The sequence below is a fragment of the [Actinomadura] parvosata subsp. kistnae genome, from assembly GCF_900323885.1.
Lineage (GTDB): Bacteria > Actinomycetota > Actinomycetes > Streptosporangiales > Streptosporangiaceae > Nonomuraea > Nonomuraea composti.
The window spans coordinates 787,741-807,094 of record NZ_OOHJ01000018.1 but is presented as its reverse complement, the minus strand read 5'-3'; the positions used below and the strand labels follow the sequence as shown (position 1 = coordinate 807,094).

Sequence of the window (19,354 nt, the reverse complement as noted above, 5' to 3'; positions counted from 1 at the left end):
CATGTCAAGCGGTTGACCTGGAGTGGACTCCAGGTGAGATCCTTGGAGCGTGAGCGTCTACACACCGGCGGAGGTCGTCGAGGAGACCGGCTTCAGCATCGACACACTCCGCTACTACGAGAAGATCGGGCTGCTGGAGCGCGTCGACCGCAACGCCGCAGGTCAGCGCAGGTTCAGCCAGGAAGACATCGGCTGGCTCGGCATGGTCCGGTGCCTGCGTGACACGGGCATGCCCATCGCCACGATGCTGCGCTTCGCCGAGCTGGTCCGCGCGGGCGACCACACCATCCCCGACCGCATCAAGCTGCTGGAAGAGCACGACCGGCAGGTCCAGGCCCAGATCGCGAACCTCGCCGAGCGCCAGAGCTACATCCACCACAAGATTTCCTACTACCGCAGCCTGCTCTAGCCCTGCCTTTGCGGCCCGGTTGCTACACCTCGATCCATGGCTGGATCGAGGGGGAGGTGGCTGGACGTCCCGCTGGGCCGGGTCGCCAAGCTGTGCGCCGTGCTGCTGTTCGCCTTGCTCACGCACGTCACGCTCGTCCAGGCGTTCGGCTCGCACGCGCTCAACGCCGACCACAGGAACGAGCGCGCCCTCATCGACCGGTACGGCCGGCCGCGCGGCGACATCCGCACCTACGACGGCACGCCGATCGCGACCAGCCTGCCCGCCACCGGCGGCCCCTACCGGTACCGGCGCGCCTACCCGCGCGGCGCCGAGTACGCCGCCGTCACCGGCCACGTGTCGCTGCACCGCTCGACCGGTCTCGAGCAGGCGCAGGACGCGGTGCTGTCGGGCGAGGACCCGAAGGTCAAGGTGCGGTCGCTGGTCGGCGAGGGCGCCGTGGAGGGCGCCGACCTGCGGCTGACGATCCGCGACCGGGTGCAGCGGGCCGCCTACCAGGGGCTGCGGAACGCCGGCATCCCGGGCGCGGTGGTGGCGCTCGACCCGGCGACCGGGGCGGTGCTCGGGCTGGCGACGTACCCGACGTACGATCCGAACGCGCTGGCCACCTTCGACCGCGGGCTGCTCGCGCAGACGGCCAGGAAGCTGCGGCAGGAGCCCGCGCAGCCGCTGCTCAACCGGGCTCTGAACCGGCTCTACCCGCCCGGCTCGACGTTCAAGCTGGTCACCGCGGCGGCGGCGCTGGCGTCCGGCGAGTACACGCCGGCGGCGATCGTGCCCGCGCCGGCCCGGCTGCGGCTGCCGGGGGCGCCCGCCTACCTCCAGGCCGGCGCGCGGTGCGGGAGCGGGCGGCCCACGCTCGCGTACGCCTTCCAGGCGTCCTGCGACACCGCCTTCGCCGCCATCGGGATGCAGCTCGGGCAGGACCTGCTGCGGGACCAGGCGGAGGCGTTCGGGTTCAACCAGGCCGCGCTCCGGATCCCGCTGCTCGCCACGCCCAGCCGGTTCCCGTCCGTCGCGGACCGGGACCAGCTCGCGCTGACCGCGATCGGGCACCACGGCAACCGGGTGACGCCGCTGATGGTGGCCATGCTGTCGGCGGCGGTGGCCAACAACGGGGTGCTGATGCGGCCGTACCTGGTGGAGGAGGCGCGACTGCCGGACGGGGCCGTCATCAACCGGGCCTCGCCCGTGGCCTACCGCACGGCGGTGGCGCCCGTGCTGGCCCGGTACCTGGCGGCCATGATGACGTCGGTCGCGCCCGCGTCGGGCACGGGGGCGGGCGTTCCGGGGGTGCGGATGGCGGCCAAGACCGCCGCGTCGGGGGACGTGCCGGGGGAGAACGCCGTGATCACCGCGTTCGCGCCGGCCGAGGCTCCCGAGGTGGCCGTGGGGGTGGTGCTGGAGCGGCCGGGGCAGCGGGTGGACGCGGTGGCCACCATCGCCCGCGCGGTCATCGAGGCCGCGCTGAGCTGACGCGTCAGCGGTAGGCGGTGGCCTGGAGGGTGTAGAGGTCGGCGTAGAGGCCGTCGAGGGCCATCAGGGTGTCGTGGTCGCCGTGTTCGGTGATGCGGCCGTGGTCGAGGACGTAGATGCGGTCGGCGTAGCGGACGCTGGCCAGGCGGTGGGTGATGAGCAGGACGGTGCGGCCGTCGGCGTGGTGGCGGATGCGTTCGAACAATGCGTGTTCGGCGCGGGCGTCGAGTGCGGCGGTGGGTTCGTCGCAGATGAGCAGGTCGGCGTCGCGGTGGAAGCCGCGGGCGACGGCGATGCGCTGCCATTGGCCGCCGGACAGCTCGCATCCGTCCTTGAAGCGGCGATCCAGCAGGGTGCGGTAGCCGTGGGGGAGGGCGGTGATGACCTCGTCGGCGCCGGCGACGGCGGCGGCGCCGTGCAGGGCGGGTTCGCCCTTGTCGGTGCCCATGGTGATGTTGTAGCGGGCGGTCAGGGGCCAGCGGGTGTGGTCTTGGGCGATGACGGCGGTGCGCCGGCGCAGGGCGTCGGGGCTGACCTGGCGCAGGTCGGTGTCGTCCCAGTGGACGGTACCGGTGTCGGGTTCGTACAGGCCGGCGAGGATCTTGGCGAGGGTGGTCTTGCCGGAGCCGTTCTCGCCGACGAAGGCGATGACCTCGCCCTGCTTGATCTCGATGGACACCTCGCGCAGCGCGGGGGTGGCGGCGCCGGGGTAGGTGAAGGTCACCTCCGTGGCGGTGACGCGCTCGAAGGAGTCCGGCATCGCGGTGTCGCGGTCGCCGGGGATGCGGCGCTCGGCGTCGGCGCAGAAGTCGAGGAAGTCGGTGAAGTAGAGGCCCTCCTCGTAGAGGCGGTTGGTGGCGTACATCAGCCGGCCGAGCGAGCCCTGCGCGGAGCGGATGGCCAGCACGGCGGTGCCCGCGACGGCGAGCGGGATCGCGGCCACGGCCAGCAGGACGCCGAGCGCCACGTAGACCAGGGCTGCGCCGAGACCGCCCAGGGCCTCGCCGGCCAGGCGGGCCACGGTCTGGCGGCGGGCGAGGCCGAGCATGACGTCCTGCTCGGCCCGGGCGACCGCGTCGTACATGCGGAGAAGGAAGCCGCGCATGGTGAACGAGCGCACCTCGGCGGCGGGCTCCCGCTCGGCCAGGAGCTGGCCGATGATCCACTTGCGGCGGTTGGCGGGGATGAGCGCGTACATGGTGGCGTACTGCATGCGGGCGCTGCGGACGGCGGCCCAGGCGTCGGGCAGGACGGCCAGGAGGAGGAGCGGCAGCAAAACCGGGTGCAGGACGCCGAGCACGCCCGCCACGGCGGCGATGCCGACGGCGGCGGTGACCACGTCGATGGTGCAGGTGACGACCGAGTCGGCCATGGCGACGCCGCGCAGCCGGGCGCGTTGCAGCGCGTCGTGGAAGTCGGGGTCGTCGTAGGCGACCAGGCTCACCTGGCTGGTCAGGCCGTACAGGCGCTCCTCCGTCAGCCGGGAGACCTGCGGGTCGAGGCGGGACTGCGCCCAGCCCGCGCCCGCCTGCACGGCGGTGCGCAGCACGGCCGCGGCGCCGACGAGCGCGAGGCTGGGCAGCGCGGCCACCACCCGGTCGGGGGTGGGGCCCTCGCTGAACAGCGCGCCGAGGACGCCGGTGGTGGCCAGCAGGCCGAACGCGGTGAACACGCCCCCCAGCAGGTTGAGCACGATCGTGGCGGCGGTGTCGCGGGGGCTGGCCCGCCAGGCCATGCGCATGGCCTGGCGGATCAGTGAGGGCAGCTTCCTCGCGACGGTCAGGAAGCCGACGTCCGCCAGCTTGTCGGTGTGGGCGTGCCAGTCGGAGAAGGAGATCTCCCCGAGCTCCAGCGGCTCATCGGCCATGCTGTGAGTGTGCCCACGCGGGCTCGCACTTCTCCACCGATTAAGGCTGGGCGCGAAGCGTAGTTGATGACACACTCACAGTGATGCAGCGATTCGCGGACCCCAGCAACCTCCCGGCGGAGTCCAACACGTTCGTGGGCCGGGAGGCAGACCTCGACGAGCTCGTCCACCTGATGCGCGTCTCGCGCGTCGTGACCCTGTGCGGGGCGGGCGGCATCGGGAAGACCCGGCTGGCCCTGCGGCTGGCCTCCCGGCTGGTCGCCGCGCATCCGGGCGGCGTGTGCGTGAGCGAGCTGGCCGACCTGGAGAAGGGGCGGCTCAGGGAGGAGGTGGCCGCCGCGCTCGGCATCTCGGGCGACCTCGTCGAGACCGTCGGCGACCGGCACGTGCTGCTGCTGCTCGACAACTGCGAGCCGGTCGTCGGCGAGTGCGCCGAGCTCTGCCGCGACCTGCTGCGCGCCTGCCCGAACGTCACCGTGCTGGCCACCAGCCGCGAGCCGCTGCGGGTGCCGGGCGAGACGGTGTGGCGGGTGCCGCCGCTGTCGGTCGACGACCCGGGCGACGGCGGCGAGAGCGAGGCCGTGCGGCTGTTCGTGGCCAGGGCCACCGCCGCGCGGCCCGGCTTCGAGCTGACCGGCGAGACCCGGCCGCTGGTGGTGGAGCTGTGCCAGGCGCTCGACGGGCTGCCGCTGGCGATCGAGCTGGCCGCGGCCATGGTGCGGGTGCTGTCGGTGGGGCAGCTCGTCGAGCGGCTGGACGACCGGTTCAGGCTGCTGGCCGGTGGCGCCCGCACGGCTCCGGCCCGGCACCGCACGCTGAGGGCGGCGGTCGACTGGAGCTACCGGCTGCTCACCCCGCAGGAGCGGCTGCTGCTGCGCCGCACCGCCGCCTTCCGCTCCTCCTGGACGCTCGACCTGGCCGAATGGGTCTGCTCGGGGCCCGGGCTCGCGGAGGAGGAGGTGCTGCCCCGGCTGTGCGACCTGGTGGACAAGTCGCTGGTCGTGCTCGACGGCGAGGTGGCGGGGCACGCCCGCTACCGGCTGCTGGAGACCGTCCGCGAGTACGCGCTGGAGCAGCTCGCCGAGTCCGGCGAGGAGGCCGAGCTGCGCCGCCGCCACCTGACCGCGCTCGGCAGGCTCGCAGCCAGGTTCAAGCAGTCGCTGGCCCCCGGCGTGCGCACGTCGTGGCCGGTGGTCGAGCGCTACGTCAACCTCTTCGACGGGCTCAAGGCCGAGGTGCACTCGGCCTGCGACTGGTCGATGGCCATCGGCATGCCCGAGACCGCGCTCACGCTGCTGACCGACATCCGCTTCCTGCTGATCGGCAGCGGGCGCCGGCTCGACTCGACCGACCACCTGGCCCGGCTGCTCGACCTCGACGCCCCGCAGGTGCCGCGCGGCCTGCGCGGGCGGGCCACGATCGTCCGGGGCGAGCTGGCGCTGGCCGCGGGCGACTTCGAGCCGGCCATGCGGCACGTGCGCGCCGGGCTGGAGCTGTGCGCCGCCGCCAAAGACCGCTACGGCCAGGCCCTCGGCACGATCGCGCTGGCCCAGCTCACCGGCGAGCACGACGCCATCGAGCGCGCCCTGGAGACGGCCAGGCAGTGCGGCGACCTCGTCCTCGAGTCGCTGGCCCAGGGCACCAGGGCGCGCTACGGCCTGCACCAGGGCCGCCTGCACGAGGCGCAGCGCGCCTACCAGGAGGTGCTGGCGATCAGCGAGGAGCTCGACAACCACTACGGCCAGACGTTCGCCCACATCGGCCTGGCGCAGGTGGCCAGGAGGTCGGGCGACCGCGCCACCGCCCGGCGGCACTACGAGGCCGGGCTGCGCCTGCTGCGCCACGTGGACGCCAGGCAGCAGATCGTCAGCTGCCTGGCCGGGCTGGGCCGGGTGGCGCTCGACGAGGGTGACCTGGCGCAGGCCAGGGCCAGGCTGACCGAGGCGCTGCTGCTCAGCCGCGACGCCGGCCTGCGGGCCGGCATCGCGCGCCGGCTGGAGGCGTGGGCCGCGCTGGTCACCGCCGAGGGCGACCACCGGCGCGCGGTCCTGCTGGTCTCGGCCGCGCTGGCGCTCGGCGGCCGGCAGCCCGACGCCCGCACCGAGGACGTCCTGCGGCCGGCCCGCCAACGCCTCGGCGAGCCCGTCGTCGGCGTCCTGTGGGCGGAGGGCGCGCGGCTCACCGCCGACCAGGCCGTGGCCTGCGCGCTCGAAGGCGACCTGCCGGAGCCGCCGGCCGCGCCCATCGTGCCGGCCCGCCAGGACAGCATGCTCACGCCCAGGGAACGGGAGATCGCCGGGCTGGTCGCGAGGGGGCTCAGCAACCGGGGGATCGCCGACGAGCTCGTCATCAGCCCGGCCACCGTCGCCAGGCACGTCGCCAACATCCTGGCCAAGCTCGGCTTCTCCACCCGTACACAGATCGCCGCATGGGTGATCGGCCGCCGCTGAGCCGTCTACACATCGCGCGTACATCGTCGAATGGCCATGTCAACGCATGTGCGGGCACCCTCTGCACGCCTACCGTTTCTTTCGTGATCGACCGCACCGCGCGTACCTCGCCCCTCGCGACGGGGGCGCCGCGGCCGATCGGCAGGGGACGTCACGCGTCCGCACGGGGCCGGACCTTCTCGGAGGGGTGGGGGTCCGGCCCCAGGCGCGTGACAGCGGGCTCGAGCCGCGCAGGGCTCGGGCCCGCCCACCCCGCGCCCGCCCCCGCAGCCCGAATGCACAGCCGCCTACATACATCGGTGGATGCTCCGGCCGCACCGGCGGCCGTACGTTGACGGGCATGAGACCCACCGCTTCGACCACCGGCACGGTGATCCACGAAGTGTTCCGCCGGGCCTACGAGCGCGGCGACCGCCCCGCCCTCATCGACCTGCGCGGTGGCCACGTCTACGGCTACCGCAGGCTGGTGACCGAGGTGACCAGGGCGGCCTCCGGGCTGGTGCGCAGGGGCGCCCGGCGTGACCAGGTGGTGGGCGTGCACGTGTCCACGGCGGGCGCGCAGACGCTGGCGGTCCACACGGTGGTGGCCGCCGGCGGGGTGGCGGCGCCGATCGATCCGGGGCTGGGCGCGTACGAGGTGGCGGCGTGGCTGCGGGCGTGCGACGCCCGCGCCCTGATCACCACGCCCGACCTGGCGGAGACGGCGATCCTGGCGGCCGAGGAGTCGCGGGTGCGGCAGGTCGTCTCGCTGGGCCCGGCGCTCGACACGATCGACTTCCGCTGCCTGCTCACGCTGGAGCCCACCGCGCTGCCCGCGATCGACGCCAAGCGGCAGCTCGCCGTGCTGCTCGCCGACGGCACCCGCCTGTCCCACGAGGGGCTGCTGGCCGAGATGGCCGAGCTCGACCTGCCCGTACGCCTGGCGGAGAGCGACGTGGTGCTGACCACGTGGCTGCCCGAAGGCGGCTGCCGGCTGCTCGCCCTGGTGGGGCTGGGCGTGTCGAAGGGCGCGCTGGTGGTGGCGGCGGGCGGCGACTTCGACGGCACCACCCACGACTACGGCGTGACCGTGGTGACCCGTCCCGACGGCACGCTGCGCCGCCTGGGCTGGCCGACGGGCACGCTGCGCGGGCTCCGCTGACCGGGCTCCCCTGACCGTCCCATATATGCGGAGCTGTTACCGCCGATCCCCTTGACGGCGCGCTGCCCGAAGTGGGTTGATAGCCGTTGTTGACAACGTTGTCAAATCACCAACTTCGGGGGATTTCGAAGGGATGGTGTGGAATGCGACGGTGGTTAGCGGCCGTATCGATCACGATGGCGAGCGTGCTCGGCCTGGCGGCCTGCGGAGGCGGTGGCGCCGGACAGGCCACCCAGGCGCCCGCTGCCAGCGGCGGCGGGAAGAAGCAGGTTGAGGTCTTCTCCTGGTGGACGGGTCCGGGTGAGGCCGACGGCCTGCAGGCGATGAGAAAGATCTTCGAGGAGAAGAACCCGGACTACACCTTCTTCGACGCGGCGGTGGCCGGCGGCTCGGGTGACAAGGCCAAGGCGCTGCTGCAGTCGAAGCTCCAGGCGAACACCCCGCCCGACACCTTCCAGGGCCACGCGGGCGCCGAGTTGCAGGGCTACATCAAGGCGGGCAACCTGGAGGACCTCACCCCGCTCTACGACGAGCTCAAGCTCAAGGACGTCTTCCCCGCCCAGCTCGTCGAGCAGATCAGCGTCGACGGCAAGATCTACTCCGTGCCGGTGAACATCCACCGCTCGAACGTCCTGTGGTTCAACCCCGGCGTGCTCAAGGAGGCCGGGATCACCGCCGCGCCGAAGACGATCGAGGAGTTCATCGCGGACCTCGGGAAGGTCAAGGCCAAGGGCAAGATCCCGCTGTCCATCGGGTCGGAGTGGACGGCCACCCACCTGCTGGAGAGCGTGCTGCTCGGCACGCTCGGCGCCGACGCCTACAACGCCCTGTTCAAGCCGGGCGCCGACTGGAACAGTCCGCAGGTGACCACGGCGCTGAACAACTTCGCCAAGATCATGGAGTACGCGGGCGACCCGCAGGACGACTGGCAGCCCGCGGCCAAGCAGGTGGCCGACGGCCAGGCCGCGTTCAACATCATGGGCGACTGGGCGTACGGCTACTTCCACAACCCGCCGCAGGGCGGCCTGGGCAAGAAGTCGAAGACCGACTTCGACTGGGCGCCCTCGCCCGGCACCGAGGGCACCTACCTGTGGCTGTCCGACAGCTTCACCCTGCCCAAGGGCGCCAAGAACCGGGACGGGGCGCTGGCCTGGCTGAAGGTCGCGGCCAGCAAGGAGGGCCAGGACGCCTTCAACCCGAAGAAGGGCTCCATCCCGGCCCGCAAGGACGCCGACCAGTCGCTCTACACCGACTACCTGGCCGACGCACTCAAGGACTGGTCCACCAACAAGCTCGCCGGCTCCATCCAGCACGGCGTGTCGGTGAACCAGCCGTGGCTGGCCGCCATCAACGAGGCGGTCGGGCTCTACATCGGCAGCAAGGACGTCAAGGCCCTGCAGCAGGGGCTGGCGGACGCGGCCACCGCGAACGCCCAATAGACGACGGATACGGGGGACGGTCGCGGCCGTCCCCCGGGAGGGAAACCTTGTGAGGCGGGCACGCACGTGGCTGCCCGGACTGCTCCTCGTCACGCCGTCGATCATCCTGATCGGCGTGTTCGTGTACGGCATGCTCGGCTGGAACTTCCGGGTCGCCATGACCGACCAGCACGACGCGGTGTCCGAGGGGCGGTTCGTGGGGCTGCAGAACTTCGTCGACATCTGGGACCTGCCGCGCTGGCACCTGTCGGTGAACCACGCGATCGTGTTCACCGTCGTGTTCGTGCTGGGCGCGCTGGTGCTCGGGTGGTTGCTGGCGTTCCTCATGGAGAAGGGCATCAGGGGCGAGGGCACGTTCCGGGCGATCTATCTGTTCCCGATGGCCATCTCGTTCGTGGCGACCGGCATCGTGTGGCGGTGGCTGATGAACTCGGGCACGGGGGAGCGGGCGGTCGGCCTGAACCGGCTGTTCGAGTGGTTCGGGCTGCCGCAGTGGCAGTGGTTCAGGGACCAGGACTGGGGGATGGCCGCGATGGCGCTCCCCGCCATCTGGCAGATGTCCGGATATGTCATGGCATTGTTTCTCGCCGGCTTCCGCGGGGTGCCCGAGGAGCTGCGGGAGGCCGCGCGGGTCGACGGCTGCACCGAGTGGGGCGTCTACCGGCACGTCGTGCTGCCGCTGCTGCGGCCAGTCACGCTGTCCGCGCTGATCATCCTCGGGCACATCTCGCTCAAGGTCTTCGACCTCATCGTGGCGGTGTCCGGCAAGCAGATCATCACGGACGTGCCCGCGGTGTTCATGTGGGTGGCCGTGTTCGATTCCAACGACCCGGCCAAGGGGGCCACGATCGCGTCGTACATCGTGCTCAGCGTGGCCATCTTCGTCATCCCGTACCTGATCTGGTCGGTGCGTAAGGAGAAGCGCTCATGACGGCGGTGGCCGGGCGCAGGGCCGCGGTGTTCGGCTGGGCCAGGTTCGGGGTGCTGGCGCTCTTCGTGGTGATCTTCCTGATCCCCATCTACGTCCTGCTCGTCACCAGCTTCAAGCCGCTCACCGAGGCCGACCCCGGCCAGGCGTGGAACCTGCCGCGGGTGTGGACGACCGAGGCGTGGCAGGTCGCGTGGGAGAAGCTCGCGCCCGGCCTGTGGAACAGCGTGCTGCTCGCCGTCCCCGGCTCGCTGCTGTCGTGCGCGCTCGGCTCCATGAACGGGTACGTGCTGTCGAAGTGGCGCTTCCCCGGCGCGGACGTGTTGTTCACGCTGTTCCTGTTCGGGATGTTCATCCCCTACCAGGGGGTGATGATCCCGCTCGTGCAGCTCCTCGTGTCGGTCGACCAGCTCGCCGGGCTCCAGGGCGTCTTCTACGGCGGCATCCCCGGGCTGGTGCTGGCCCACGTCGTCTACGGCATCCCGATCTGCACGCTGATCTTCCGCAACTACTACGTGACGATCCCCGACGAGCTGATCGAGGCGTCCCGGGTGGACGGGGCGGGGATGCTGCGGGCGTACTGGTCGGTGGTGCTGCCCGTGTCCGGGCCCGCCATCGCGGTGGTGATCATCTGGCAGTTCACCTCGCTCTGGAACGACTTCCTGTTCGCCGTTTTCCTGACCGGGCCGACGAGCTGGCCCACGACCGTGATGCTGAACAACATCGCCGGAGCGCAGGCCACCCCGTACAGCCAGCAGATGGCGGCGGCCATCCTCGCCTCCGTCCCGACGATGCTGATCTACATCCTGCTGGGCCGGTTCTTCATGCGCGGGCTCATGGCGGGGGCGCTCAAGGGGTAGCTCACGGGTTGGCCACGTGGGCCAGGGGCTCGCCGCGCACGTAGCGGGCCACGTCGGCGGCCACGATCGCCGCCGCCTTCATCGCCGTCTCCTTGCTGGCGCCCGCCAGATGCGGGGTCATCACCAGGTTCGGCGTCGCGAGCAGCCGGGAGCCCGGCGGGATGGGCTCCTCCGGGAAGACGTCCATCGCGGCGCCGAACAGGTGGCCCGAGTCGAGCGCGTCGCACAGCGCGTCGTAGTCGAGCAGCGCGCCCCTGGCGCAGTTCACCAGCACCGAGCCCCTCGGCATGGCGGCGATCTCGGCGGCGCCGATCAGGCCGGCGGTCTCCGGGGTGGCGCGGGCGTGCAGGGAGACGAACAGGGAACGTTCGAGCAGCTCCGGCAGCTCCACCCGGTTCGGAGCGTCCACGTACGGGTCGTGCACGAGGACCTCCGCGCCGAAACCCTCCAGCATCCGGGCCACCCGCCGGCCGATCGCGCCGTAGCCGATCAGGCCGACCGTGTTGCCCTCCAGCTCGGGGCCCACGTTGTCGTACATGTAGTAGTCGCCCCGCCACACGCCGCCCGCCAGGTCGGCGTGCGTCCGCGGGATGCGGCGGGTGGCCGCCAGCAGCATGGCGAGCGTGTGCTCGGCGGTGGCCACCGCGTTGCGGCCCGGCGCGAACGTCACCGCCACCCCCGCCCGGGCCGCGGCCTCCAGGTTGGCGTTCACCGGGCCGCCCCTGCTCACGCAGAACAGCCGCAGGTCCGGCGAGGCGTCCAGGACGCGCTTGGTGAGCGGCGCCATCTGCGTCACGCACACCTCGACGCCGCGCAGCGCCTCGATCAGCTCCTCCTCCACGTCGGAGGCCTCGTCCACCTCGCCCACCCGGCCGAACGGCACCACCGGCCACGGCAGCGTCAGCTCCCTGAAGTCCAGCTCGGCGGGGACCGCGTGCCGGAGGGCGTCGATGAGCAGGCGGTTCTGGACGAAGTGGTCGCCCGCGGCGAGGACACGGATGGTCAACGAACGGCTCCAATCGGGGAGTTGTACTGCAGCATCGCCACCTGCCCGGCGCGCAGGCGCAGCTCGGTCAGGGCGCAGTTGTCCAGGCGCGGGAACAGCCGGCGGTACTCGCCCAGCGGCACGCCGATCAGCCGGCACAGGGCCAGCCTGATGGCGGTCGTGTGCGCCACCACCAGCACCCGGCCCTCGGGGTGCGCGGCCGCGATGTCCTGGAGCGCCGCCACGAAACGGGCGGCGGCCTGGTACGGGTCCTCGCCGCCCGGCAGCGGATGCGCGGCCGGGTCGGCCTCGAACGCGGCGCGGGCCTCGGGGAAGCGGGCCTTCATCTCGGCCGAGGTCAGGCCGTCACCCTGGCCGAAGTCCAGCTCCCGCAACCGCTCATCGACCCGCACAGGGGTGAGAGGGGGGCCGGCCTTGGCGGCGGCGGTCTCGGCGGTGATCCGGGCGCGGCTGAGCGGGGAGGCCCAGACCGCCTCCAGGCCCGCGCCGGCCGCCCAGCCGGCCAGCCGCTCGGCCTGGGCAAGGCCGCGCGGGGTCAGCTCGACGTCGGTGAGCCCGGCGTAGCGGTTCTCGGCGTGCCAGACGGTCTCGCCGTGGCGGACGAGCACGAGGTCGGTCATCGGGTGGTGGTCCTCTCGCGGGCGTGGGCGGCGGCGGCCGGGTCGAGCCAGCCGCGCCGTTCGAGCTCGGCGACGAAGCGCAGGTACGGCTCGCGCAGGTCGGCCCCCGACGGCTCGACGACCGCCTTCGTCCTGACCATCGTGCTGGCCGCCGCCGCGGGGTCGCCGCCGGCCAGGACGGCCATGCCCAGGGCGGGCTCGGCGTTCTCCCGCAGCGTCACCGGGCGCTCCAGGACGTCGGCCCTGAGCCGGGTCCAGTACGCGCTCCTGGTCGCGCCGCCGGTCAGGATGATCTCGCCGTCCACGGGGGCGCCGAGGAGGTCGAGGTAGTCGAAGCACAGGCGCTCGACGAAGGCGGCGCCGAGCAGGATGGCGGCGTACCGCTCGACGTCGTCGGCGGGCTCGCCGAGGGTGAAGGTCTCGGCGTCGGGGGCGGCGAACGGGAACCGCTCGCCGCGTGACACGAGCGGGTAGGTGACCGCGGGCGCGAGGTCCCGCGCGCCGGGCGGGTGGCCCGGGCTACCGCAGCGGGCCGCCGCCTCCGCGCTCAGGGCGTCGAGGTCGCGGCCCGGCAGGTCGCGGGTCAGGGCGCCGGCGCCCGTGCTGGAGGCCCCGCCGGGCAGCCACGAGCCGTCGGGGGCGCGGTGGGAGTACACGACGCCGAGCGGGTCGTGGATCAGCTCCTTCGTCACGCCCTTGAGCACGAGCGTGGTGCCCAGCACCGAGTTCCAGCTCCCGGGCCGCAGGGCGCCGGCGCCGAGCTGGGCGGCGCAGCCGTCGGTGGTGCCGGCGATCACCGGGGTGCCGGCGGGCAGGCCGGTCTCCTCGGCCGCCGCCGCGCACACCACGCCGAGCCGGGTGCCCGGCCGCACGACCCCGGGCAGGATCCCGGCGGGGATGCCGAGCGCGTCGAACACGTCGAGCGGCCAGCGCTCCTCGATGAGGTCCACGCCGGTCTTGAGCGCGTTGCTAAGGTCGGTGGCCACCCGGTGGCCGGTCAGCCGCCGGTTGACGAAGTCGTTCTGGTGGGCGAGCCGGACGTCCGGGGAGCGGGTCTCGCGCAGCAGCCACAGCAGCTTGGGCAGCGCCCAGTTGGGCTGCATGCGCCGGTAGCCCAGCCGCTCCCACACATGCCCGCCCACCTCGTTGGCGAGGGAGGCGTCGGCGCGGCGGTCGTCGTACATGAGGGCGGGCGTCAGCGGGCGGCCGGAGGGGTCGGTGAGCAGGATCGTTCCAGACGTCGCGGCCACCGCGACGCCCTCGACGGGCACGCCGGCGGCGCTCACGGCCTCGCGGGTGGCGGCGGCCAGCTCCCGCCACCACTGCTCGGGGTCCTGCTCGTGCCGGGGCCCGTCGCGGTGGCTGGTCAGGGGGCGGCTGCCGGTGCCGAGCACCCGGCCGTCCCCGGCGACGGCCATCGCGCGCACGCTCTGCGTCCCGAGGTCGATGCCGATCCACGCGCTCATGAACGGCTCCGCAGCTCGCCCAGCAGCGGCCACGTGCGGGCGTTGTCGTCGCGCAACGTCAGGAAGTCCGCGAAGAGCCGGTCGTAGAGGACGCGGCGGCCGGGGTCGGGCTCGACCGCGTCGCGCAGCCGGACGTGACCGGCAGCGGCGGCGGCGACGGACGACTCGGCGCCCGTGGCGGCCAGCCCCACCAGGTACGCCCCCCGCGCCCCCACCTCGGCGTCGGCCGGGCGGCGCACGGGCAGCCCGGTGACGTCGGCGATCAGCCCGAGCCAGGTGGCGCTGGCGGAGCCGCCGCCGGAGACGCGCAGCTCGGTCGGCGCGGCCCCGGTGGCGGCCAGGCAGTCGCGGATGACCATCGTGAGCCCTTCGAGCACGGCCCTGGCGACGTCCGCGCGGCCGTGCTCGAACGACAGGCCGAGCAGCGAGCCCCGGGCCAGCGGGTCGGAGAAGGGCGCCCGCTCGCCGGCGGGCGACAGGTACGGCAGGAACGCCAGCCCGCCGGCACCCGGCCGGCTCTCCATGGCCAGCTCGCCCAGCTCGCCGGGCTGCGACAGCCCGAGCAGCCGGCACGTCCACTGCACGACTTCCGTCCCGGCGAAGGTGGGGAAGGCCCGCAGGTAGCCGCCGGGCAGCGCGATGTTGATGCCGGTCGGCTCGCCGTCCAGGCGGGGGGCGTCCACGATGACCTCGGTGCACAGCGTGGTGCCGAGGATGGCGCACGCCTGCCCCGGCTCGACGGCTCCGGCGCCGAGGGCGGTCGAGGCGATGTCGTACGGGGCCATCACGACGGGCGTGCCGGCGGGCAGCCCGAGCGCGGCGGCGGCCCCGGCGCTCAGCCCGGCGACGGGGCAGGGGCGCACCTGGGGGAGCAGCCGCTCGGCCCAGCCCAGCCCGAACAGGGACAGCAGCTCGGGAGAGTACGCCCGCGCCCGCAGGTCCATGAACGGCGCGGAGGCGTCGGACTCGTCGGCGACCAGCTCCCCGGTCATCCGGGAGAAGATCCACCCGCCACAGGTGAGCATGGTGCTCGACCGGGCCAGCCGCCCGGGGCGTGCTCGCCCAGCCAGGCGAGGACGGCGTGCGGCAGCCCGGACGCGGCGGAGGAGCCGTTGACGCGGAACGCCTCGGCGGCCAGCCCGTCGCGGGTCCACCGGTCGACGACGGCGGCGGCCCTGGCGTCGTTCCAGAGGATGGCGGGGCCGGTCGGCTCGCCGTCCGCGTCCACCAGCCAGCAGCCGTCGCCCTGGGCGGTGACGGCCACGAAGTCGGCCCCGCCGACCTGGGCGGCGACCTCGCGCACGGTGGCGGCGACCGCGTCCCAGACGGCGTGCATGTCCTGCTCGGCGTGGCCGGGCGCGGGCCTGGTGACGACGGTCTCGCGCCGGGCCACGGCCGCTTCAGCGCCGGCGGCGTCGTAGCCGACGGCCTTGATGACCGTGGTGCCCGCGTCCACGCAGATGATCGCCATCAGGCCCTGCCGTGGGAGGTCCTCGACCGGCGCGAGACGGAGTCGACGATGACGGCGAGCAGCAGCACCGCCCCCGTGACCACGAACCGGATCGAGGAGTCGAGGTTGAGCAGGGTCAGCCCGCTGGAGATGGACTGGATGACGATGATGCCGAGCAGCGCGCCGAACGCGGTGCCGCGCCCGCCGAACAGGCTGGTGCCGCCGATCACGGCCGCGGCGATGGCGTTGAGGTTGACGTCGCCCGCGCCGCTGCTCTGGTTGGCCGCCGCGAGCCGGGCCGCGGCCAGGATGCCGCCGACGGCGGCGAACGTCGAGCAGAGCACGAAGACGGAGGTGTAGACGGCCCGGACGTTGATGCCCGCCCGGCGCGCGGCCTCCACGTTGCCGCCCACGGCGTAGACGGCGCGGCCCCACTTCGTCCGCGACAGCAGGTAGTGCATGATCAGTACCAGCGCCACGAAGAAGACGAACATCCAGCCGACGCCGCGCGTCTGCCCGAGGTACCAGACCACGAACGCCAGCACCACCAGCAGCGCCACGCTCCTGACGGCCAGCGCGGAGACGCTCCTGGCCGACAGGCCGGCCTTGCGCCGCGCCTGCGCGTGCAGGTAGCCGCTGGCGAACAGCCAGACGGCGGCGATCACCGCGAACGTGTACGACAGCCAGGCCGGGACGAAGTCGAGCTGGGCGAAGTTCACCAGGCCCGAGTCGAACGGCAGGTTGATCGAGCCCTTGGTGCCCAGCACGTAGAGCTGGAGCCCGAGGAAGGCCAGCAGCCCGGCCAGCGTGATCACGAAGCTGGGCACGCCGAACCGGTTGAACAGCTGCCCGTAGATCCAGCCGATGACCGCGCCCATGAGCACCGACGCGGCGATGGCCAGCCACACCGGCAGCCCCTGGCCGACGAACAGCACCGCCAGCACCGCCCCCGACAGGCCGCTGACCGACCCGACGGACAGGTCGATCTGGCCGACCAGCAGCACGCAGACGATGCCGAGCGCGATGACGCCGACGGCGGCGGACTCCAGCGTGAGGTTCACCAGGTTCGCGCTGGACAGGAAGATCGGGTTGAGGATCTGGAACACCGACCAGATGACGATGAGGCCCACCACGACCGGGATGACGCCGAGGTCGCCGCCGCGGGCGCGGTCGAGCACGTCGGTCAGCGCGCCGCGCAGCCCTTCCCGGCTCTGGAGCCGCTCGTCCTGGCGGTCGGTCGCCATTGTCGTCACGACTGTCCCCTTCGAGCTCTGCGCGACACCACGTTGTCGGTGGCGCCGGTGATGGCGGCGACGATGTCCTCGGTGGAGACGCTGTCCACGTCGAAGACGCCGTTGTTGCGGCCGAGCCGCAGCACCGCGACGGTGTCGGCGACGGCCTTCACGTCCGCCATGTTGTGGCTGATCATGATGACGCCCAGGCCGTTCTCGCGCAGCCGCTCGACGAGGTTGAGCACCTCGGCGGTCTGGGCGACGCCGAGCGCGGCGGTGGGCTCGTCCAGGATGATGATCTTGGGGTCGCCGAGCAGCGAGCGGGCGATGGCCACCGTCTGGCGCTGGCCGCCCGACAGGGCCGCCACCGGCACCCGCACGCTCGGGATCTTGGCGGAGAGCTGGCGCAGCAGCTCCCACGAGCGGGTCTCCATGGCCACGTCGTTCAGCCGCAGCGGGCGGATCTCCTGGCCGAGGAACAGGTTCTGGATGACGTTGAGGTTCTCGCACAGCGCCAGGTCCTGGAAGACCGTGGCGATGCCCAGCTTGTGGGCGGCGGCCGGGGTGGGGATCTCCACCTCGCGGCCCTCGAACGTGATCGTGCCGCCGTCCGGGGGATGCACCCCCGACAGGATCTTGACCAGCGTCGACTTGCCCGCGCCGTTGTCGCCCACGACGGCGACGACCTGGCCGGCGTCCACGTCGAGGTCGATGTCGGTGAGCGCGGCCACGGCGCCGAACGTCTTGCCGATCCCGCGCAGGGAAAGGACGCTCATCACTGGATCCCGAGCTCGGCGCAGCCCTTGGCGTACTCGCCGGTGCAGACGTCGGCGGCCTTCATGATCCCGCTGTCGAACAGCACTTCCTTGATGTTCTCCTTGGTCACGACCGTGGGGACGAACAGCTCGGACGGCGTGTTGTACAGCTGCGTCTTGCCCGCCGGCTTCTTGCCCTGCATGAACTCGTAGGCCACGTTCGCCGACGCCTCGGCGACGATCTTGATGGGCTTGGAGATCGTGTTGTACTGGTCGCCCGCGATGATCCGCTGGGCGGCGGCCACCTCGGCGTCGTTGCCGGTCACCGGCGGCACCTTGACGCCCGCGGCCTTGAACGCGGCGATCGCGCCGCCGCCGGTGCCGTCGTTGGCCGCGACCACGCCGACGATCTGGTCCTTGAACTGGGTGATCTGGCCGCTGACCCACGTCTGCGCCTTCTCCGGCTGCCAGTCGGGGGTGTCGTACTCGGCCAGCAGCTTGAACCCGCTCGGGTCCACCGCGCTGTGGATGCCCTTCTTGATCAGCCCGGCCGCCGCGTCCGTGGGCGAGCCGTTGACCTGGAGGATGCCGCCTTCGGCCTTCTCGGCCTTGAGGTGGTCCACCAGCGACTGGGCGATCATCGAGCCGATCTTCTCGTTGTCGAACGAGATGTAATAGTCGGCCGGCGTGGCCGGGATCGGCCGGTCGTAGGCGATCACCGGCACCTGCTGCGCCTGCGCGGACTTGACGATCGTGGCCGCGGCAGCGGAGTCGACCGGGTCGATCACGATGGCCTTGACGCCCTGGGCGAGCGCCGAGTTGGCCTGTTGCTGCTGCTTGGCGGCATCGGAGTCGGCGTTCTGGTAGATGACCTCGCAGCTCGGGCAGAGCTGCTTCATCTTGGCCTCGAACAGCGGCTTGTCCTGCAGCTCGTACCGCGTCGAGGCGAGGTCCGGCATGAGGAAGGCGACCTTGGCGTTCTGCACGTCGCCGCCGCCACCACTGGCACTGCCGGTGCCCCCGCCTGCGCCGGAGTCCGAGCCGCAGGCGGCCAGCAGCGAGCCTGCGAGCACTGCCACTGCGGCGAACGCGGAGGTCCGCATCTGAGCTCTGTTCACGGGTTGTTTCCTCACTTACGCCGGGTCTTACGCACCTGCCCCCGACACAGGGGACGCCATCACATGAGCGCACACCCTGTGGTGCGGCTCACGTTAGCGCGCGTTCAGAAACTTTGTCCAGCAAAAGTGTTCAGAGCTGATGGGCGGCTGCCAGCAGGCCCTCCGCCGTCGGGGTGTCCGTGACGAGCTGGTTGAAGTAGCCGCCCTTCGCGCCGGCCACGATCGAGAGCACCTTCTCCGCGCCGACCGCCACGGCGATCGTGTGCGGGATGCGGCGCAGCTCCTCGGGCTTGGCCGCCACCAGGCGCTCGCTGCCCGGGTACGTGACCGGGGCGCCGTCGCGGTCGTAGATCCGCATGCAAACGTCGCCCACCGCCTGGCGCAGCCCCTCGGCGTCCCTTGGCATCAGCGAAGGGACCATCTGCCTGGTCAGTGGGGGTGAGCCGACGCCCACCACGGCGCACTTGGCGTGCGCCCACAGGTCCATCACCCGGCGCACGGACGGCTCGTGCTGCAGCGAGTAGAACAGCTCCGGGCCCGGCAGCGCGGGCGCGTAGAGGTAGGCGGGCACGCCGCCGATGCGCTCGGCCAGGATGCGGGTGGTCTCGTTCGTCTGGAACCAGGGCTGGGGCTCCTCCTGGCCGCCCACGGCCGGGGCGATCGTGACGCCCGGATAGTGGCCGAGGCCCTCGCGGGCGCACTCGTACACGGTGGTGCCGGACGAGACCAGCACCACGTCACCCGCCTCCAGCCCCACCGTGGCCAGCGCGCGCGCCACCCCCGGCGCCAGCCAGGGGCCCAGCGCCGGGCCGCTGACCTTGGGCACCAGATGGACGCGGTCGAGCCCGAGCGCCTGCGCCACCTCGGCGGCCAGCGGGCCGTCGCCGAGCGCGGCCGGGCGGTGCACCTTGATCTCCACGATGCCCTGCTTGCGGGCCTCGGTCAGCAGCCGGCTCACCGTCGCCCGGCTGACGCCCAGGCGCTTGGCGATGTCGCCCTGGGTGGCGTCCTCCAGGTAGTACTGCTGGGCCGCCGCGTACATCAGCTCGTGCGGGAACCTGGCCTGAGCCTCGGGTGCGACGTCGGCGGCATTCATTCGCGCGCTCCTGGTTGCGGTGCGTGAACATTTTTGCAGAA

Annotated in this window: 16 protein-coding genes and 1 pseudogene; 7 read left to right on the top strand and 10 right to left on the bottom strand. The window is 72.5% G+C overall.

Features of this window, described 5'->3' with window-relative positions; all coding sequences use genetic code 11:
- Positions 1–49: 49 nt before the first annotated feature.
- Together KIS93_RS23750 and KIS93_RS23745 are read left to right on the top strand one after the other, a co-directional pair.
- On the top strand, positions 50–409 hold the full coding sequence (locus KIS93_RS23750; protein ID WP_080045579.1) for a MerR family transcriptional regulator: 360 nt from the start codon (positions 50–52) through the stop codon (positions 407–409).
- A 36-nt stretch (positions 410–445) separates the two neighbouring features.
- The gene (locus KIS93_RS23745) at positions 446–1,885 is read left to right on the top strand and encodes a penicillin-binding transpeptidase domain-containing protein (protein ID WP_080045580.1); all 1,440 of its coding nucleotides are present in this window, start codon (positions 446–448) and stop codon (positions 1,883–1,885) included.
- 4 nt (positions 1,886–1,889) lie between these two features.
- Here KIS93_RS23745 and KIS93_RS23740 read toward each other — a convergent pair whose 3' ends face one another.
- The gene (locus KIS93_RS23740; RefSeq protein ID WP_080045581.1) at positions 1,890–3,752 is read right to left on the bottom strand and encodes an ABC transporter ATP-binding protein; all 1,863 of its coding nucleotides are present in this window, start codon (positions 3,750–3,752) and stop codon (positions 1,890–1,892) included.
- 83 nt (positions 3,753–3,835) lie between these two features.
- On the opposite strand from KIS93_RS23740, the gene KIS93_RS23735 reads away from it, so the two are divergent.
- The 5 genes from KIS93_RS23735 (at position 3,836) to KIS93_RS23715 (ending at position 10,570) form a co-directional block, all read left to right on the top strand.
- Positions 3,836–6,202 carry an ATP-binding protein gene (locus KIS93_RS23735; RefSeq protein ID WP_080045582.1) on the top strand — a complete coding sequence of 789 codons (2,367 nt, stop codon included), beginning with the start codon at positions 3,836–3,838 and terminating at the stop codon, positions 6,200–6,202.
- Positions 6,203–6,542: 340 nt separating this feature from the next.
- The gene (locus KIS93_RS23730) at positions 6,543–7,343 is read left to right on the top strand and encodes an AMP-binding protein (protein WP_186404406.1); all 801 of its coding nucleotides are present in this window, start codon (positions 6,543–6,545) and stop codon (positions 7,341–7,343) included.
- A 143-nt stretch (positions 7,344–7,486) separates the two neighbouring features.
- Positions 7,487–8,782 (top strand): ABC transporter substrate-binding protein, encoded by a 1,296-nt coding sequence (locus KIS93_RS23725; RefSeq protein ID WP_080045584.1) that lies wholly within the window; start codon positions 7,487–7,489, stop codon positions 8,780–8,782.
- 49 nt (positions 8,783–8,831) lie between these two features.
- A complete protein-coding gene (locus KIS93_RS23720) occupies positions 8,832–9,713 on the top strand; it encodes a carbohydrate ABC transporter permease (protein ID WP_080045585.1) in 882 nt (293 codons plus the stop codon).
- Complete coding sequence (locus KIS93_RS23715; protein ID WP_080045586.1) at positions 9,710–10,570, top strand: carbohydrate ABC transporter permease; 861 nt, start codon at positions 9,710–9,712, stop codon at positions 10,568–10,570. The genes KIS93_RS23720 and KIS93_RS23715 overlap by 4 nt, the downstream gene beginning before the upstream one ends.
- A gap of 1 nt (position 10,571) precedes the next feature.
- Here the strand turns inward: KIS93_RS23715 and KIS93_RS23710 are convergent, their stop codons facing one another.
- From KIS93_RS23710 to KIS93_RS23675, 9 genes and pseudogenes are all read right to left on the bottom strand, one after another.
- Complete coding sequence (locus KIS93_RS23710) at positions 10,572–11,576, bottom strand: 2-hydroxyacid dehydrogenase (RefSeq protein WP_080045587.1); 1,005 nt, start codon at positions 11,574–11,576, stop codon at positions 10,572–10,574.
- Complete coding sequence (locus tag KIS93_RS23705) at positions 11,573–12,196, bottom strand: histidine phosphatase family protein (protein ID WP_080045588.1); 624 nt, start codon at positions 12,194–12,196, stop codon at positions 11,573–11,575. The genes KIS93_RS23710 and KIS93_RS23705 overlap by 4 nt, the downstream gene beginning before the upstream one ends.
- Positions 12,193–13,662 (bottom strand): FGGY-family carbohydrate kinase, encoded by a 1,470-nt coding sequence (locus tag KIS93_RS23700; RefSeq protein WP_080045589.1) that lies wholly within the window; start codon positions 13,660–13,662, stop codon positions 12,193–12,195. The genes KIS93_RS23705 and KIS93_RS23700 overlap by 4 nt, the downstream gene beginning before the upstream one ends.
- Entirely contained in the window at positions 13,659–14,447 is a 789-nt protein-coding gene (locus tag KIS93_RS65565) for an FGGY-family carbohydrate kinase (RefSeq protein ID WP_246005416.1), read from the bottom strand. Before KIS93_RS65565 ends, KIS93_RS23700 begins: the two co-directional genes overlap by 4 nt.
- A gap of 24 nt (positions 14,448–14,471) precedes the next feature.
- Positions 14,472–15,133 (bottom strand): annotated as a pseudogene (locus tag KIS93_RS65560) (FGGY family carbohydrate kinase); the annotation flags it as partial.
- Entirely contained in the window at positions 15,133–16,356 is a 1,224-nt protein-coding gene (locus KIS93_RS23690; RefSeq protein ID WP_080045591.1) for a sugar ABC transporter permease, read from the bottom strand. The gene KIS93_RS23690 and the pseudogene KIS93_RS65560, both read right to left, overlap by 1 nt.
- A 5-nt stretch (positions 16,357–16,361) precedes the next feature.
- Positions 16,362–17,120 carry an ATP-binding cassette domain-containing protein gene (locus KIS93_RS23685; protein WP_080045592.1) on the bottom strand — a complete coding sequence of 253 codons (759 nt, stop codon included), beginning with the start codon at positions 17,118–17,120 and terminating at the stop codon, positions 16,362–16,364.
- Positions 17,120–18,217: an ABC transporter substrate-binding protein gene (locus KIS93_RS23680; protein WP_222107613.1), complete on the bottom strand. Its 1,098-nt coding sequence runs from the start codon at positions 18,215–18,217 to the stop codon at positions 17,120–17,122. The genes KIS93_RS23685 and KIS93_RS23680 overlap by 1 nt, the downstream gene beginning before the upstream one ends.
- Before the next feature lie 130 nt (positions 18,218–18,347).
- Entirely contained in the window at positions 18,348–19,313 is a 966-nt protein-coding gene (locus tag KIS93_RS23675; protein ID WP_080045594.1) for a sugar-binding transcriptional regulator, read from the bottom strand.
- Positions 19,314–19,354 lie beyond the last annotated feature (41 nt).

Bases quoted from the DNA above. Each gene is read 5' to 3' on its own strand.
- KIS93_RS23745 (WP_080045580.1), top strand. From the start codon at position 446: ATGGCTGGATCGAGGGGGAGGTGGCTGGACGTCCCGCTGGGCCGGGTC.
- KIS93_RS23740 (WP_080045581.1), bottom strand. From the start codon at position 3,752: ATGGCCGATGAGCCGCTGGAGCTCGGGGAGATCTCCTTCTCCGACTGG.
- KIS93_RS23735 (WP_080045582.1), top strand. From the start codon at position 3,836: ATGCAGCGATTCGCGGACCCCAGCAACCTCCCGGCGGAGTCCAACACG.
- KIS93_RS23730 (WP_186404406.1), top strand. From the start codon at position 6,543: ATGAGACCCACCGCTTCGACCACCGGCACGGTGATCCACGAAGTGTTC.
- KIS93_RS23725 (WP_080045584.1), top strand. From the start codon at position 7,487: ATGCGACGGTGGTTAGCGGCCGTATCGATCACGATGGCGAGCGTGCTC.
- KIS93_RS23715 (WP_080045586.1), top strand. From the start codon at position 9,710: ATGACGGCGGTGGCCGGGCGCAGGGCCGCGGTGTTCGGCTGGGCCAGG.
- KIS93_RS23705 (WP_080045588.1), bottom strand. From the start codon at position 12,196: ATGACCGACCTCGTGCTCGTCCGCCACGGCGAGACCGTCTGGCACGCC.
- KIS93_RS23700 (WP_080045589.1), bottom strand. From the start codon at position 13,662: ATGAGCGCGTGGATCGGCATCGACCTCGGGACGCAGAGCGTGCGCGCG.
- KIS93_RS65565 (WP_246005416.1), bottom strand. From the start codon at position 14,447: ATGGCCCCGTACGACATCGCCTCGACCGCCCTCGGCGCCGGAGCCGTC.
- KIS93_RS23690 (WP_080045591.1), bottom strand. From the start codon at position 16,356: ATGGCGACCGACCGCCAGGACGAGCGGCTCCAGAGCCGGGAAGGGCTG.
- KIS93_RS23685 (WP_080045592.1), bottom strand. From the start codon at position 17,120: ATGAGCGTCCTTTCCCTGCGCGGGATCGGCAAGACGTTCGGCGCCGTG.
- KIS93_RS23675 (WP_080045594.1), bottom strand. From the start codon at position 19,313: ATGAATGCCGCCGACGTCGCACCCGAGGCTCAGGCCAGGTTCCCGCAC.